Source organism: Photobacterium malacitanum (assembly GCF_900185615.1).
GTDB lineage: Bacteria > Pseudomonadota > Gammaproteobacteria > Enterobacterales > Vibrionaceae > Photobacterium > Photobacterium malacitanum.
The window spans coordinates 41,416-58,558 of sequence record NZ_FYAK01000016.1 but is presented as its reverse complement, the minus strand read 5'-3'; the positions used below and the strand labels follow the sequence as shown (position 1 = coordinate 58,558).

The 17,143-nt window shown below is 41.4% G+C and carries 14 protein-coding genes; 10 read left to right on the top strand and 4 right to left on the bottom strand.

Going from position 1 to position 17,143, the window contains the following annotated elements; genetic code table 11:
* Positions 1 to 264, bottom strand: a complete 264-nt coding sequence (locus tag PMAL9190_RS18825; RefSeq protein ID WP_065167795.1) for a BufA1 family periplasmic bufferin-type metallophore — start codon at positions 262 to 264, stop codon at positions 1 to 3.
* 244 nt (positions 265 to 508) lie between these two features.
* Here PMAL9190_RS18825 and uvrD point away from each other — a divergent pair, with 244 nt between their 5' ends.
* A complete protein-coding gene (uvrD, locus tag PMAL9190_RS18820) occupies positions 509 to 2,680 on the top strand; it encodes a DNA helicase II (RefSeq protein ID WP_087846769.1) in 2,172 nt (723 codons plus the stop codon).
* 68 nt (positions 2,681 to 2,748) lie between these two features.
* Here the strand turns inward: uvrD and ggt are convergent, their stop codons facing one another.
* Entirely contained in the window at positions 2,749 to 4,515 is a 1,767-nt protein-coding gene (gene ggt / locus PMAL9190_RS18815; RefSeq protein WP_087846768.1) for a gamma-glutamyltransferase, read from the bottom strand.
* A gap of 577 nt (positions 4,516 to 5,092) precedes the next feature.
* Between ggt and recQ the strand changes: the two genes are divergently transcribed.
* From recQ to PMAL9190_RS18795, 4 genes are all read left to right on the top strand, one after another.
* Positions 5,093 to 6,937: an ATP-dependent DNA helicase RecQ gene (gene recQ, locus PMAL9190_RS18810; protein WP_087846766.1), complete on the top strand. Its 1,845-nt coding sequence runs from the start codon at positions 5,093 to 5,095 to the stop codon at positions 6,935 to 6,937.
* A 12-nt stretch (positions 6,938 to 6,949) separates the two neighbouring features.
* The gene (locus tag PMAL9190_RS18805; RefSeq protein ID WP_087846764.1) at positions 6,950 to 7,249 is read left to right on the top strand and encodes a DUF3630 family protein; all 300 of its coding nucleotides are present in this window, start codon (positions 6,950 to 6,952) and stop codon (positions 7,247 to 7,249) included.
* Positions 7,250 to 7,358: 109 nt separating this feature from the next.
* Positions 7,359 to 8,075: a 7-cyano-7-deazaguanine/7-aminomethyl-7-deazaguanine transporter gene (locus tag PMAL9190_RS18800; protein WP_087846762.1), complete on the top strand. Its 717-nt coding sequence runs from the start codon at positions 7,359 to 7,361 to the stop codon at positions 8,073 to 8,075.
* Between the two features lie 74 nt (positions 8,076 to 8,149).
* Positions 8,150 to 8,593: a GNAT family N-acetyltransferase gene (locus PMAL9190_RS18795; RefSeq protein ID WP_235004391.1), complete on the top strand. Its 444-nt coding sequence runs from the start codon at positions 8,150 to 8,152 to the stop codon at positions 8,591 to 8,593.
* A gap of 265 nt (positions 8,594 to 8,858) precedes the next feature.
* On the opposite strand, the gene elbB is transcribed toward PMAL9190_RS18795, so the two are convergent.
* Entirely contained in the window at positions 8,859 to 9,509 is a 651-nt protein-coding gene (elbB, locus tag PMAL9190_RS18790; RefSeq protein WP_087846761.1) for an isoprenoid biosynthesis glyoxalase ElbB, read from the bottom strand.
* A 376-nt stretch (positions 9,510 to 9,885) separates the two neighbouring features.
* Here elbB and polA point away from each other — a divergent pair, with 376 nt between their 5' ends.
* Positions 9,886 to 12,657: a DNA polymerase I gene (polA, locus tag PMAL9190_RS18785; protein ID WP_087846759.1), complete on the top strand. Its 2,772-nt coding sequence runs from the start codon at positions 9,886 to 9,888 to the stop codon at positions 12,655 to 12,657.
* A gap of 175 nt (positions 12,658 to 12,832) precedes the next feature.
* Complete coding sequence (spfP, locus tag PMAL9190_RS20545; protein WP_438616993.1) at positions 12,833 to 12,880, top strand: small protein SpfP; 48 nt, start codon at positions 12,833 to 12,835, stop codon at positions 12,878 to 12,880.
* Between the two features lie 730 nt (positions 12,881 to 13,610).
* Here the strand turns inward: spfP and yihA are convergent.
* Positions 13,611 to 14,279 carry a ribosome biogenesis GTP-binding protein YihA/YsxC gene (gene yihA / locus PMAL9190_RS18780; protein ID WP_087846757.1) on the bottom strand — a complete coding sequence of 223 codons (669 nt, stop codon included), beginning with the start codon at positions 14,277 to 14,279 and terminating at the stop codon, positions 13,611 to 13,613.
* Positions 14,280 to 14,435: 156 nt separating this feature from the next.
* On the opposite strand from yihA, the gene PMAL9190_RS18775 reads away from it, so the two are divergent.
* From PMAL9190_RS18775 to yihI, 3 genes are all read left to right on the top strand, one after another.
* On the top strand, positions 14,436 to 15,053 hold the full coding sequence (locus PMAL9190_RS18775) for a c-type cytochrome (protein ID WP_087846756.1): 618 nt from the start codon (positions 14,436 to 14,438) through the stop codon (positions 15,051 to 15,053).
* Between the two features lie 897 nt (positions 15,054 to 15,950).
* Positions 15,951 to 16,592, top strand: coding sequence for a class I SAM-dependent methyltransferase (locus PMAL9190_RS18770; protein WP_087846754.1), 642 nt, complete (start codon positions 15,951 to 15,953; stop codon positions 16,590 to 16,592).
* On the top strand, positions 16,592 to 17,140 hold the full coding sequence (gene yihI / locus PMAL9190_RS18765; protein WP_087846752.1) for a Der GTPase-activating protein YihI: 549 nt from the start codon (positions 16,592 to 16,594) through the stop codon (positions 17,138 to 17,140). The genes PMAL9190_RS18770 and yihI overlap by 1 nt, the downstream gene beginning before the upstream one ends.
* Positions 17,141 to 17,143 lie beyond the last annotated feature (3 nt).

Here is a 17,143-nt window from a genome sequence, read left to right as displayed (position 1 = left end):
TTACGCCTCCTTAGTTGAACCGCCATGAAGGCGATCGCACAATCCTTTAGGGACGACGACAAAGGCATCTTTTTGCGCATCTTCTTTTGCTGAACCTGCACAAGAACTGGTTTTGGTGGCGCAATCATTTTTACCCGCTTTACTGACGCCATAGCATTTTTCTTTTCCCATATCTGCAGCGACAGCGGATGTCGAAGCAAGAGTACCGGCGAGTGCAATTAATCCTGTCATTGCTGATGCTAAGGCGATATTAGTCTTTTTCATGATAATTCCTTGGTGATGATTGAATGTTGGTTTGCAGATGTAACTATTTTTATGGCGTTAATACGCTCTCGGAATATAAAGACAGGGCTAGAGCATAATTAATTTCACCAAATTGTTAATTATTTTAATGGCGATGTTTATTTTATGTTTCTGAACTCTGCGAAAATCATCCTAAAGATATCGAAGCAATCTTTATTGGGGCTGGTATAATCATCACCATTGTATAAATAACCAGTAGATAGCGATGGACGTTTCACTTCTATTAGATGGCCTCAATGACAAACAACGCGAGGCGGTGGCTGCGCCGTTGGGTAATCACCTAGTATTGGCGGGAGCAGGCAGCGGCAAAACCCGTGTGCTAGTGCATCGTATTGCTTGGTTGTTAGCGGTTGAACAAGCTTCGCCATATTCAATAATGTCGGTGACATTTACCAATAAAGCCGCTGCTGAAATGCGGGGGCGGATTAATGAATTAATGCATGGCGCCAGTTCAGGCATGTGGAATGGTACTTTCCATGGTCTCTGTCATCGCATGTTACGTGCCCATTATTTGGATGCGCGCTTACCTGAAGATTTTAATATTTTAGATTCTGATGATCAGATGCGATTGTTACGCCGGCTGATTAAAGCGCAGAATTTAGATGAAAAGCATTGGCCTGCACGTCAAGGCGCTTGGTATATCAATGCCAAGAAAGATGAAGGTTTACGCCCACAGCACGTTGAAACCTATAATGATCCGGTTGAACAAACCTGGTTGCGAATTTACACCGCTTATCAAGAAGCGTGTGATCGTGCTGGCATGGTCGACTTTGCTGAATTATTACTGCGTTCGTTTGAATTATTGCGTGATAACAAGCATATTCGTGAGCATTACCAAGCGCGCTTTAAACATATTTTGGTGGATGAGTTTCAAGACACCAACAATATTCAATTTGCATGGCTACGATTAATGGCAGGCGCTAATTGTCATGTGATGATTGTCGGTGATGATGACCAATCTATTTACGGTTGGCGTGGCGCACAAGTTGAAAATATTCAACGTTTTCTTAATGATTTCAGTAATGCTTCGTCAATATTTTTGGAACAAAATTACCGCTCAACAGGTAATATTCTAAATGCTGCCAATGAGCTTATTGCCAACAATACTGAACGTATGGGTAAGAAGTTATGGACTGAAGACGGTGATGGCGAGCCAATCTCGTTATATTCAGCCTTTAATGAACTTGATGAAGCACGATTTGCCGTCGGTAAAATTAAAGAATGGCGTGAGCAAGGGGGAAGCCTAAGTGATACTGCCTTCTTATACCGCAGTAATGCTCAATCGCGAGTATTAGAAGAGGCGTTAATTCAAGCAGGAATGCCATATCGTATTTATGGCGGCATGCGTTTCTTTGAGCGCCAAGAAATTAAAGATGCACTGTCTTATTTGCGTTTGATCAGCAACCGTAACGACGATGCTTCTTTTGAGCGGGTAGTGAATACGCCGACCCGTGGTCTAGGGGATCGTACTCTTGAAACCATTCGTCTTACCGCTCGTGATCGTGGTTTAACCATGTGGCAATCGAGCTTAGCATTGCTTGATGAAAAAGTGCTGGCTGGACGGGCTGCTAACGCACTACAGCGCTTTATAGAATTGATTAATGCGCTTGAAGATGACACTGCTGAATTGCCGATGTATCAACAAACCGATGATGTGATTCGTCATTCCGGTTTACGTGCTATGTATGAGCAAGAAAAAGGTGAAAAAGCCCAAGCACGGATCGAGAACTTAGAAGAATTAGTCACCGCAACGCGTCAGTTTGAAATTCCTGAAGAAGCAGCGGAAATGAGCCCGTTATCTGCTTTCTTAGCTCACGCAGCGTTAGAAGCGGGTGATGGTCAGGCTGATGCCTTTGAAGATGCGGTGCAGTTGATGACCATGCACAGTGCTAAAGGTCTAGAGTTTCCAATCGTATTTATGGTCGGTGTTGAAGAAGGGATGTTCCCAAGCTCACGCACCATTGAAGAAGCAGATCGGTTAGAAGAAGAGCGTCGCTTGTGTTATGTCGGTATGACACGCGCAATGAAGAAGCTGTATATCACTTATGCCGAAATGCGCCGTTTATACGGCAAAGATAATTTTCATAAGCCATCGCGTTTTATTCGTGAAATTCCGGAACAATATGTTGAGGAAGTGCGAATGAAAGCACAGGTTTCACGACCGGTGAGCAGTGGTCGTTTTAGTCAAACTCAAGTCAATAATAACTTTAATGAAACCGGATTTAGTTTGGGGCAGCGAGTACAGCACCCTAAATTTGGTGAAGGGACGATCATTAACTTTGAAGGTAGCGGTGCTCAAAGTCGAGTCCAAGTGGCCTTTAATGGTGAAGGTATTAAGTGGCTAGTAACCCAATACGCTAAGTTAACTGCGCTATAACGGCAGTTAAAAAAATAAGCCCGTGGGTGATTAATTGTATGGTTAATCACTCACGGGCTTTTTTGTGCTTATTGGGCGATGACCTTGCCTTCACGGCGAGGATCGGCGGCCCCGATCAACTGCTTGGGGGCAATACTGATCGCTTGAATGCCTGAGTTAAGATCTTTGACAACAGTTTTATAACCTAATTGTTCAAATTTAGGTGCCCATGCGGTGGCCGTGGTGTGCTGTTCTAATTCAAAGCTACCAAAGCGGTTATTGATATTGGGAAAATTAATCGCTTGTTGTAAGTCCATACCCCAATCAATGTAAGCCACTAAAGTTTTAGCAATATAACCAATGATTTGACTACCACCTGGAGAGCCAATAGCTAATACTGGTTGATTATTATGCATGACAATTGTCGGTGCCATTGATGAACGAGGGCGCTTACCGGGCTCAATACGATTAGCGATTGGTCGGCCATCAATGTGGCTTCGAAATGAAAAATCGGTTAATTCATTATTAAGTAGAAATCCGCCGACCATTAATCGCGAACCAAAACTGTTTTCAATGGTAGAGGTCATCGAGACCACATTGCCTTGAGTATCAACAATTGAAAAATGGGTGGTTGAGGGTAACTCGATCGCTTCATTAGTGGCTTGTTGCTGACTCGCATGTTCCCAAGGTGGTAATCCCGGTTCGACCGTGGTTAATTTTTTATTGGAAGCCAATAATTGTGCTCGTTGTTGAATGTAGTTGGGATCGAGCAAGCCCTTAGTTGGCATCGGTACATAGTCACTGTCAGCCATATAACGCCCACGATCGGCAAATGCTAATCGTGATGCATCACCAATTAAACGCCAACTGTTGACATCATTGGCGCCCATTTTCGCTAACGGATAATGGTTAAGCATCGCCATTATTTGGCCAAGAGTTAACGCACCAGAACTTGGAGGGCCCATACCACAAATTTGATATTGGCGATAAGGTGCACATACTGGTGCCCGCTGTTTAACTTTATAACTGGCTAAATCAATGCTACTCAGTACCCCTGGGTTACCCACTGCATTTTGCACTGTATTAACAATCTCGCGCGCAATATCCCCTTGATAAAAGGCTTTTTGGCCATAATCAGCAATTTTTCGTAACGTATTGGCATAAGCGTGATTGATTAACCGTTGTCCGGCTTGAATCGGTTGATCTTGGGCATCAAAAAAATAGGCTTTGGTTACAGGCCAGCGTTGCAAATTGGTGGCATCTTTAGCCACTAATGCGGCCAAGCGAGGGCTAACAATAAACCCTTGCTGAGCTAATTTTATTGCTGGTTGAAATAACTTTTTCCATTCCAACTGACCATATTGCTGGTGGCTATTCCACAATAATTTAATTGTGCCAGGGGTGCCGACAGAGCGTCCGCCAATGACGGCATCATAAAATGCCAGCGGTTGGCCCTTTTTATCTTGAAATAGGCGTGGTGTGACTGCAAAAGGCGCAGTTTCACGGCCGTCAAAGGTGGTCATTTGGTGGTTATCATTATTCCAATAAACTAAAAAGCCACCGCCGCCAATACCTGATGATTGTGGTTCAACCAAACCTAATACTAGTTGGGTGGCGACCATTGCATCAATAGCATTGCCTCCTTGACGGAGTATTGCAGCACCTGCCTCACTGGCATAATGATTGGCTGTCGCGATCATCCATTGTTGACCGTTCACAGATTGTGACTGTTGGTTGGCGACACTTGTTTCCGGCGTGATGCTATCGCTAATCTGTTGTGCAACTGCTGTGAAAATAGGTGCTGCACAGCTACAAACAGTGAGTAAACGTAATAGTAATGGCGAGATTTTTAGCATAACAGATCCTTGTAATCAGCAACGCAACAGTGGGGAACGCTATATAGCTTGTTAATGTGATTAATGATGGCAGAAAAAGCAGCGTATATCTCATTATTTTTAAATATTATTGGTCGAAAGATTAATTAAAGATGTGATATTTAATCAAGTTGATGCTTTTCATGGTTGATAGTGGGTAAATATCCTTGATAAGTCTTATTTTTAGTGGTTAAAAAACCATTTTAAATGATGGTGTGATGAATAAGTAACCATTGTTGTTAAGGTGGTTTTTTTTTATATTTTCTTATTAATTAATTGGTTATTTGTCTATTTTAAATAAATTACAATTTTATCAATCAAATGTGAGTGCTAATTTTTAATAAATAGCACCATAGATGATGATTGATGCTGAAATCGCTATTGATAGTAATTATTTTAAGCTTGATATGGCTTGATGAGCTGAGTCAGTGAGATGCAGGTATTCTTTACTGGATAAAGAACTAATAGCATTAACTCATGGTTAGCCATTTTAGCCTTACTCGCATCTGACTGTGATTTAGGTATAGAATGGCAGCCCTGTTTAGCGAAGAGTCTTACTATGTCAGCCGTTGCCCCTCAGCCCGCGTCGCCATTATTACTATCCAGCCAAGAAATTTTGCAGGATATATTTGGCTATCAACAATTTAGGCAAGGTCAGCAAGCGGTGATTGAGGCAATCACGACCGGTAATGATTGTTTGGTTATTATGCCGACCGGCGGCGGAAAGTCATTGTGTTATCAAATTCCGGCGTTAATGCTGTCGGGATTAACCTTGGTTATTTCACCGCTTATTTCATTGATGAAAGATCAAGTTGATCAGCTTAATGCCAATGGTGTCAGTGCCGGATGCATTCACTCTGCGATGTCGCGAGAAGAAATTCAAGCAACGTTTGATGCGATGCAAAAGGGGGAGTTACAGCTGGTTTATGCCTCACCTGAACGGGTATTAATGCGTGATTTTCTTGAACGCTTACAGCAACTTGATTTGGCAATGGTCGCTGTTGATGAAGCGCACTGTGTTTCTCAGTGGGGGCATGATTTTCGACCTGAATATGCTGCTCTAGGGGTACTTAAACAGCAATTTTCACCGTTGCCTGTGATGGCTTTAACAGCTACCGCAGATGATGCCACTCGGCATGATATCGTCAGTCGGTTAGGGTTAAATGACCCGCACTGTTATTTAGGTAGCTTTGATCGACCCAATATTCGTTACACCTTATGGGAAAAACATCAACCGCAACAGCAATTACAGCAGTATTTAGCGACTGTTCGTGGCCAGTGCGGGATTATTTATTGTAATAGCCGTAAGAAAGTAGAACAGATCAGTGAAAAATTGTGTCACAGCGGTATTCGTGCTGCAGCCTATCATGCCGGCATGGAACATCAACAACGAGTAGCGGTGCAAGATGGTTTTCAACGTGATGATATTCATGTGGTTGTTGCCACAGTGGCGTTTGGAATGGGAATTAATAAACCCAATGTACGGTTCGTGGTTCATTTTGATATTCCACGCAACATTGAATCGTATTACCAAGAAACTGGGCGTGCTGGGCGTGATGGTTTACCTGCAGAAGCGTTATTGCTTTATGATCCAGCCGATTTAGCTTGGTTACGGCGTTGTGTTGATGAGAAATCCGATGAGGCTCAGCGAGATGTTGAATTACATAAGTTGCATGCCATGGGGGCATTTGCTCAAGCACAAAGTTGTCGTCGCCAAGTGTTATTGCATTACTTTGGTGAAGAGCTGCACCAAGGGTGTGGTAATTGCGACGTATGCCTCGATCCTCCACAACAGTTTGATGCGGTAGAAGCGGCTCAAAAAGCGTTGTCATGTGTGTATCGCGTTAATCAGAATTTTGGTATTACCTATGTGGTTGATGTGTTGCGAGGAATGCAAAATCAACGTATTCGTGAATATGGCCATGATAAATTAACCACTTACGGTATTGGACGTGAATATAGTCATGAATATTGGGTCAGCATTTTACGCCAATTGATCCATCGTGGGTTTTTAACTCAAAATATTAGCCGTAATTCAGTGTTGCAGTTGACCCAGCAAGCACGACCGTTATTGAGAGCTGAAATGGCATTATCTTTGGCGGTGCCGCGGTTAGATAGCGCAGTACGGAGCAGTAAAGTTGATCGAATGGCTAATCGCCAATACGATAAAAAGTTATTTGCCAAATTACGTAAATTACGTAAAGCGATTGCAGATGAAGAAGATCTGCCACCTTATGTGGTTTTTAATGATGCTAGCTTAATGGAAATGGCTGAGCGATTACCGAGTTCAAAAGGCGACTTTTTAGCAATAAATGGTGTCGGTCAGCGCAAGTTAGATAAATTTGGAGTGGTATTTTTACAATTGATTGGCGATCACTTAATAGCCATTGATGAGCAGAATTAATGGAAGCGAATAATGGATTATGATTTTAGCTGCACCACAATAAACCTTGAATTAGGGACGCTAGTGGTGACTCCCACAGCGTTTGAATTTGATGATTTTGCTATGATTGCAACCGTATTATTGGCTCGCTTAGATGCTAAAGTTATTGATAAAGAGCCAAGTGCAGACTTGCAACAATGGCTAATTGATGTTGATGGTTGTCAGTTGTTACTTAAAGCTGAGCATTACACCGCATCAATGTGGTTGGAGCTGTTAGTACGCAGTGAAAGTGATGAGTTAATTTTTATACAACAGTTATTGTCACGCCACTAGGCAAATTAATGCTGTGCTGTATAATCGCCGCCCTGGTGTTGCTGGTGGTGATTATCACCTGCAATGAAAATGTTTGGGTTCCCTCCCCCCAATGACAAAAAGGTCTTACATGACTGCTTTATCCAACGCAACAATACCTAATACAACCACAACTGCTTTTACTTCAGCGCAACAACACAAAGCGTTATCGTATTTGGTGGCTTTTCATTTATTAGTGATTGCCTCAAGTAATTATCTGGTTCAATTACCGTTTACTATTTTTGGTTATCACACCACGTGGGGAGCATTTACCTTTCCGTTTATTTTTCTTGCGACTGATTTAACTGTGCGTATTTTCGGTGCAGCAATGGCGCGTAAAATAATTTGGCGAGTAATGGCTCCGGCATTAATTGTGTCCTACGTGCTATCAGTACTGTTCTTTAAGGGCCAATATCAAGGGGTTGGTCATCTTACTGAATTTAATCTGTTTGTGGCGCGAATTGCGATTGCCAGTTTTATGGCTTACTTGTTAGGGCAAATATTGGATGTATCGGTATTTAACCGCCTCCGTCAAATGAAGCAATGGTGGATTGCACCCACAGCGTCAACCATTATCGGTAATGCACTGGATACCCTCGCTTTTTTCAGTATTGCGTTTTACCACAGTCCGGATGCTTTTATGGCTCAAAACTGGACTGAGATCGCGCTGGTGGATTACAGTTTTAAATTAATTATTAGTCTTGGTCTGTTTGTGCCTTTATATGGGGTACTACTTAATTATTTAATCAATAAGCTAACGACATTAAAACAGCCAACTGTTGCGGACGTTGCTGGCGTTATTAAATGAGTCGTGATTGTTTTTAGCATCAATAATAAATCGGCTGCGGCCGATTTTTTTATCTAATCAAAGGAAATTGAATAATGTCTGAAATAGTGGTGCGTATAGGAACGATAGCGGAAGCTGTGACGGTATTCGCTGGTATTAGTGAGCTTGATGCAGGTATTGATGCCGAGATGATTCGATTGCGATTAGGGCATCAACCTGCATTGATTTTGGTGGCTGAATATCAGCAACGAGTAGTTGGCGTTAAAATAGGTTATGCATTATCTGAGCAGGTGTTTTATAGCTGGCTTGGTGGCGTATTAGTTTGCGGGCGTGGACTAGGCGTTGCGCAAAAATTATTAGAAGCACAACAAGCATGGGTGATAGCACAATCTTCATATACCACCATCAACGTCAAGTCGCGTAACTGTTTTCCTGCCATGGTGCGATTATTGTTTAGAAATGGTTATGTGATTGAGAATATGGAAAAGAAAGGCCAGCTAAGTGATTATCGATTGTGCTTTACCAAAACGATTAAATGATAACCAGCATTACAAATGAAAATTATTCTCAATTAAATGTTGCAACTTAGTTGAGAATGGTTATTATTAACATGCTTTCAGCGCTAGATAAAACGCTTTTTCTAGTGGTTGATGGCACGACATTGCTCACATTGCTTCCAGTGTACTTCAGCTTGGTAATGGTGCTTAGTGTAGGGCTAAAAACCAATTACTACTTCTGCTGAGCGGCGCATCACACAGTGCGCCGCTTTTTCTTTTTTAAATGTTTAATCTTCCTTTATTGCGTTTAGGCTAATTTTATTAACTCTCGTACCAGTTTATTGATCCCTGTTGCAGCGTCACTGATATTGGTTGCTAGCATATAAGCTGGTGTTGTTAATAGACGCCGTTTTTGGTCAAGAACAAAATCATCGACAGGGCATAACACATGCTCGCCACCCATGGCGTTAAATGCAGCTGCCGTGTCAGGATCATTACCAATCGTTGCTTTTGCACCTGGGCCATAGATCTGGGGGATCAAGGTTGGCGCAATACATAAATAGGCCGCAGGTTTATTGGCTTGAGCAAAAGCTTGGCAGGCTTGTTTTACGTCTTCGTTGAGCTGACATGCACTGCCGTGAAGCGCAAAGTCAGATAAATTTTTAGCGACACCAAATCCGCCAGGAACGAGCAGTGCATCATAGTCATTAATATTCAACTGGGTGATGTCAGATATATTGCCACGTGCAATACGCGCCGATTCAACTAAAACATTACGAATCTCATGACTGACTTCGCCATTGATATGATTAATGACGTGATGTTGATCGATGTTAGGTGCAAAACAGTGCCAGCTTGCCCCTTGTTGTTCTATTGCTAATAAAGCTAATACAGCTTCATGGATCTCGGTTCCATCAAATACGCCTGAACCGCTTAAAATTACCGCAATTTTCTTCATAATGGCATCCTAACTAATCAAATATGCTTATATTGTTGTAATTATGGGCTTGGTTAAGATTATCAAACTGATGTTGTCCACAATCAATGATCAATATCGGATCGAGGATCTAAATCAGGTTAATCTATTAAGTATATGAAAATAAATACAATCGTGAGTAATTTTTATTTTCACATAAAAAACGATCAACTGGTGTAAATTAAATACTAACAAAGTTATCCACAGAAAATGGATGAATAACGCAAAACAGCAGTTAACAGTTGCGGTTTGGCATGGCATTCTAGTCAATATTGCATTTTTTCTGTGGTGTAGGGGTAAATTTGGTCGATAATAGACCTAACCTGAACTACTTTCGCTTGGATATAAGAATAACCCTATGGCTACGATTCCTGAAAATCCATTGATCCTTATTGATGGATCCTCTTATCTTTATCGCGCTTATCATGCGGCGCCTAATTTCACTAATTCTGATGGTGAACCGACGGGTGCAATTTACGGTGTGGTTAACATGCTTCGCAGTATGCTGCGTCAGTTTTCGACTGATCGTATTGCGGTTATCTTTGATGCTAAAGGTAAAACATTCCGTGATGATATTTACCCTGAGTATAAAGCCAATCGTCCGCCGATGCCGGATGATCTTCGCGGTCAGATTGAGCCATTACATGCAGTGATCAAAGCGATGGGGTTACCGTTGATCGCGATCTCTGGGGTTGAAGCTGATGATGTGATCGGTACCCTAGCAACACAGGCATCACAACAAGGCATGCCAGTATTAATCAGTACTGGTGATAAAGATATGGCTCAGTTAGTTGATCAAAATATTACTCTGATCAACACCATGACTGATGTGGTGATGGATCCTGCGGGTGTTGTGGATAAGTTTGGTATTGGTCCTGAGTTGATCATCGATTACTTAGCCCTAATGGGAGATAAGGTTGATAATATTCCAGGTGTACCTGGCGTTGGAGAGAAAACGGCCAAGGCGTTATTAACTGGTGTTGGTGGATTAGATGCGTTATATGCCAACCTTGATGATATTGCACCATTAGGTTTTCGTGGCTCAAAAACAATGGCGAAAAAGCTGCTTGATAATAAAGAAGCCGCTTATATGTCTTATAAACTGGCAACGATTAAGCTTGATGTGGAATTAGAGCTGACACCAGAGCAATTATGTAAAGGCGTACCTGATACTGATGCATTGACTGAATTGTTTGGTAAATTACAGTTCCGTCGCTGGCTAACCGAAATGTTGGATGGCAGTGATGGCCGTATTGTGGCTGATGAAAGTGCAGCAACAACATCATCGGAGCCAACCGTGACAGCCCCAACGATTGATCGTAGTGGTTACGAAACCGTATTGGATGAGACTAGTTTTAACTGCTGGCTAACCCAATTAAAAGATGCTGATGTATTTGCGTTTGATACCGAGACCGATGGTCTTGATTACATGACTGCGAATTTAATTGGAGTGTCATTTGCGGTTGAAGAAGGTAAAGCTGCTTATGTGCCAGTCGCTCATGATTATCTTGATGCGCCCGCACAACTCGATCGTGAATGGGTGTTAGCGCAATTAAAACCATTATTAGAAGATAAAAATCGCGCTAAAGTCGGACAAAATTTAAAATTCGATGCTAGCATCGTCGCGCGATATGGCATTGATATGCAGGGTATTAAATTTGATACCATGCTTGAATCTTATGTGTATAACAGCGTTGTTGGTCGTCATGATATGGATAGCCTAGCGTTGCGTTACCTTGAGCATAAAAACATTAGTTTTGAAGATATTGCGGGTAAAGGTAAGAAACAATTAACCTTTAATCAAATCGACCTTGAGCAAGCTGGCCCATATGCTGCTGAAGATGCCGATATTACGCTACGTTTGCACAATGCGTTATACCCAAAAGTTGCCGCTGATGACCAGCTTAAAAAAGTGTTTGAAACCATTGAAATGCCATTAGTGCCAGTGTTATCACGCATGGAACGTACAGGCGTGTACATTGATAGTATGTTGCTTGGCGCACAGTCATTAGAATTAGCCCAACGATTAGATGAAATCGAAAAGCTGGCATATGAACTAGCAGGTGAAGAGTTTAATTTAAGCTCACCGAAACAATTACAAGTAATTCTATTTGAAAAGATGGGTTTGCCTGTTATCAAAAAAACCCCTTCAGGTACACCTTCAACCAATGAAGAAGTGCTACAAGAATTAGCGTTAGATTACCCATTGCCTAAGTTACTCTTAGAATATAGGGGCTTAGCTAAGCTTAAGTCGACGTATACCGATAAGTTACCAAAGATGGTTAATGTTGCGACTGGTCGTGTTCATACTTCTTATCATCAATCTGGAACGGTAACTGGACGTTTATCATCAAGCGAGCCAAACCTGCAAAATATTCCGGTTCGTAATCAAGAAGGGCGTCGTATTCGTCAAGCATTTGTGGCTAAACCAGGCTATAAAATTCTGGCTGTCGATTACTCTCAAATTGAATTACGTATTATGGCGCACCTTTCTGGTGACGAAGCGCTACTGAATGCATTTAGAGAAGGCAAAGATATTCACGCTGCAACTGCTGCTGAAATTTTAGGGCTAGCGATTGATGATGTAACGACAGAACAGCGTCGACGCGCAAAGGCAATTAACTTTGGTCTAATTTACGGCATGAGTGCGTTTGGGTTAGCTAAACAACTCGATATGGGTCGTAACGAAGCGCAAGATTATATGAATGTATACTTTGAGCGTTACCCAGGCGTTTTAGAATACATGGAAAGCACGCGTAATAATGCGGCAGAGCAGGGGTATGTTGAAACACTGTTTGGTCGTCGTTTATATCTTCCTGATATTAAAGCGCGTAATGGCCTACGTCGTAAGGCTGCTGAACGAGCAGCGATTAATGCGCCAATGCAAGGAACAGCCGCAGATATTATTAAATTAGCCATGATTGCTGTTGATGAATGGGTGCAACAACAACCGCAAGCAACCGTGAGTTTATTAATGCAAGTACACGATGAATTAGTGTTTGAAGTCGAAGCTTCAGCGTTAGACAGTGTGACGGCAAAAGTTCGTCAATTGATGGAGCAAGCGGCAACGTTAGCGGTACCATTAATTGCTGAGGCGGGGTGTGGTGACAATTGGGATCAGGCCCATTAATTTAAATAGTTTTTGATGGATAAAAAATAGCTGATGAATAATTAGCTATTTTTTTGTTAAAAATAAGAACGGTTATGTAAAAATTACTTACAAAACCATGAAAAAAAATTACGACAAAGACTTCCAAAAAACGAACGATTGATATACAGTTAGTAATGTAGGGTACAGAGGTAAGATGTTCTATCTTTCAGACCTTTTGTTTCACGTTATTGGATTTGGCTGATTCAGCTGCCCCGGTCTATTTATTGGACCGGGGCGTTTTTTATTGTGCTAATGTAAAAATCTTCTCCTGCTATACTGACTTTTCACTTCGACCTTGTAGTCGCTCCAGATTATTATTTATTTGTTGCTAATGGTTTTTTTTGATTGATTTTTAGACGATAAATATAAAGTTGATGGGTTTTTGTCATTTAAACTGATTGATCTAGTCTTTATTTTCTACCATCTGTTATTGGTATGCAGTTGTTTATGGGTTTTTTAGAGTAAATACTTTAAATTTAATATCGGCAAGCTATAATAGTAATAGCTTCTTGTTCATATTTGATTTTGTTGGTTAGTCAGCATGACTAGCAGACGAGCAAAGACATGAAATAGCCATTCTCGACATTGAGAATGGCTTTTTTTTTGGTTTTTTTTTAAACAATTGATGATGTAATTAAATTCCATCAATATTTTAAATTGTTAACAAAGGGTAAACTTGTTTTTTAATTAAAATAATGTGCTGTAATCAATAATATTTACCGATTTAAATAGGGAATAAGTGAAATGATGGCGAGTCTGTCGTAAAACGACTAAATAAAGCGGAGTCAGATAAGCGGAGAGGTTGCGTTAGCTTATTAAATCATCAATTTTGCAATGACAATAACAACAACCTCTGAATTCTCTTGGTATTACCCCACCGATGATGGTGGGGAATTTTTAAGTATGTTTAGTGGTGTGACAATTTATGGGGGTTATTCTGCAGGTGGTAAATTAAAAACTTCACTATCGTCTGCTGCCAGTACACGTTGACGCTCTAATTCTGGAGCATACCACTCATCAAGTTTACGACGAACTTGATCAACGCCAATGCCTTTCAGTGAAGAGAAAGCTTCAACTTGAACGTTACCGCCAAATTCTTTTGACATCTCACGGATCTTTAGCACTTGCGCTTTACGCGCACCGCTCTTTAATTTGTCAGCCTTAGTTAGCAATACTAAAACAGGCAAACTACTTTCAATTGCCCAATTGATCATTTGCTGATCAAGATCTTTCATTGGGTGACGGATATCCATCAATACCACTAGACCTTGTAAGCATTCACGGCGTTGTAGGTATTCACCTAATGCTTTCTGCCATTTTAATTTAAGCTCAAGGGGTACTTGTGCAAAACCGTAGCCTGGTAAGTCAATTAAGTTACAGCCATTAATGACTTCAAACATATTAATTAATTGGGTACGGCCAGGGGTTTTAGACGTACGAGCCAGACTTTTTTGATCGGTGAGGCGGTTTAGTGCACTTGATTTACCGGCATTGGAGCGACCAGCAAATGCGATCTCAACGCCGACATCTTGTGGCAAGTGACGAATATCCGGTGCACTTGTAATAAAACTAGTATTTCTATAGTTGAGAGGTTGATTCACTGTTAACTCCGTCAAGCCCTCAGATTGTAAAATGAGCGCTTTTTTGTGAAATTGTCTAAGATATATTAAACCGTGTTTGGTTTATGGTCGTATTGTATACCATGTTACTGAGCATTACTTGTGGTACGGAAGCCCTATAATTATAAATGGAATATCATGAAAAAATTAGTCTTAATATTCACACTGATTGCGAGCTCTTCTACATGGGCACAAGGTGATATCAATGCCGGTAAGTTAAAGGCTGCCACCTGTGTTGCCTGTCATGGTAATAATGGCAATGCAATTATTGCACAATATCCTAAATTAGCAGGTCAACATGCTGATTATATAGTGAAACAGCTAGCTGATTATAAATTGTCACTCACAAGCGAAGGGTCTCAAGGTCGCAGTAACGCGATTATGGCAGGCATGGCTGCTGGATTATCAGCTACCGATATGGCCGATCTTGGCGCTTATTTTTCTTCACTGCCTATCTCACCCAATACCACGCCAGAAAATGTGATAGCGATTGCTGAGCCATTATACCGTTTTGGTGATCCTGAACGGGGGATTGCTGGATGTATTAGTTGTCATGGACCACGTGGCAATGGTACTAGCCTTGCTGGCTTTCCTAAAATATCGGGTCAGAATGCTGAATATACCGCGTTACAGTTGCAAGGGTTTCGTTCGGGTTCTCGTCATAATGATCTCAACCGTATGATGCAATCTGTGGCATCAAAGCTCACTGACAATGAAATAGCGGCGCTGTCGGCGTATGTTGCTGGCTTGCATTAGCGCTCTTGTTAACATTATTTTCGTATTTATTAGGTCGCGTTACTGTTTGTTCATATTTTAGTAACGGGGTATTAGCCACTGTTGTTGTAAGAGATCGACCATTGGTTAATGCTGTAATGGTGATTTGATTTGTAGCCGATTATTTTTTTATTTTATAAAACATAGGCTTGTTTAATGGCGCTGATTGAGCTTTTAAAAGTGTGATCTTGATACATTGTTTTAATGATGGCTTAAGGTAAATTACTCTCTGTCGACAAGGAGTGCGACACAGGATTGGAAGCGCTAGGATGGCTTAGGCATTGAAGCCTGAAGGATGCACAGGAAGTCTGGTCTGGAGACTAGGGTAGACGCAGGAAGCGTAGGATTGTCAGGGTCGACACTCAGGAAAGAGAGTAGCTATAGTGATATAGCTCAGGTACGTCAGGATGATGTATCGCATAAGGATGGTGGTAAGGTTATTGGAGTGTAACATTGCGATAGGGAACGCCAACTTAGGATAAGTTGACACACTACGGAATGGTATAAGGACGTAAAAATTCACTAGGATAGTGACGAACAATATCAGCATGGATTGCGATTATAATAAATGGATATTTTTTAAACCGGGACGTTGCTTGCTGGTTACGGAAAGACTAGACAGAATTATAAGCTCATAGCTTACCCCATATAGCGATAGGTGCAGACCTATCGCTTTTTTTTGTTTAAATTTTGGCCTTTTGAGTGGCAACTATTCTGTTGTGGAAGTAATATTTCGCGTTGCAATAGGCTAAGATGGTCGAATAAATTGAACAATTTGTCAGCAGAACTACATCTTAACTGCAATTGGGTATAGAATAGCCCGCTCGATTTTACCCCGCTGCTGCTGTTCGTAAACATTCAGTCGTTGTGGAGAAGACAATGGATAGATGCCCACTTTGTGGAAGTCATGATAATCGGTGGTTGGTAGCAGACACTAACCGTGATTATTTTCGTTGTTTACACTGTGCATTAATTTATGCCGATCCGACAACTCATTTAACGTCGACTCAAGAAAAATTAGTCTATGACCAACATCGGAATAACTCAGATGATGCTGGTTATCGCCAATTTTTAGCCCGCTTAGCGACACCCTTGGTAAGGCGATTACCATTACCACCATTATTTGGCTTAGATTTTGGTAGTGGTCCAGGGCCGACCTTGTCAGTGATGTTGGCAGAAATAGGGTATACTATGACGATATATGACCCTTATTTTGCAGCCCAAGCTGCAGTATTAGAATGTCAGTATGATTTTGTTACCTGCACAGAAGCAATCGAGCATTTTTATCAGCCTGCGAAGGAATGGGGGCTGTTGCTAGGTTTAGTTAAACCCGGCGGTTGGCTGGGAATTATGACCAAGCTAGTAACCGACACTGATGCCTTTGGGCATTGGTACTATAAGAACGACCCAACCCATGTCAGCTTTTTTAGCCGTGATACGTTTTGCTTTTTAGCTCAACGTGATGGTCTTGAAGTTGAGTTTGTTGGAAATGATGTGATTTTGCTGAGGAAACCCCAGTAATGACCCGTAAGAAAAGATCGCGTACCGTAGGTTCTGAAGGCCCTGCTGTATACCGTGAAAAATCAAATAGTAAAATTGATATTGAGACCCGTGAACGCCAAAAAGCGAAGAAACGTAAAGGCTTAAAATCAGGTAGTCGTCATTCCGCAGTTGAAGACAATAAACAGCGCAATGGTGGTCAGAAAAAAGATCCACGATTAGGTAGTAAAAAATTAGTTCCACTAATTGTTGAACCTAAAAAACCACAAACTAAGCAACAACGTCGTTTATCTGCAGAGCAAGAGCTTGCTATGCTTGAAAATGATGCTCAATTAATGGTGCTATTAGATCGCATTGATGCTGGTGAAAAACTAGGTGCAGGCCTACAAAAACAAGTTGATATGAAGTTGGACCGTATTGAACGTCTAATGAAGCAGCTGGGTTTATTTGATGATGTTGAAGAAGCATCTGCACCTGTTACACCAAGTGCTAAGTCTAAACCTCGTTCAGATGATGATTTATTAGCGCAATTTGAAAACATGGATTTTGATAATTTCGATAAGGAGTAACCG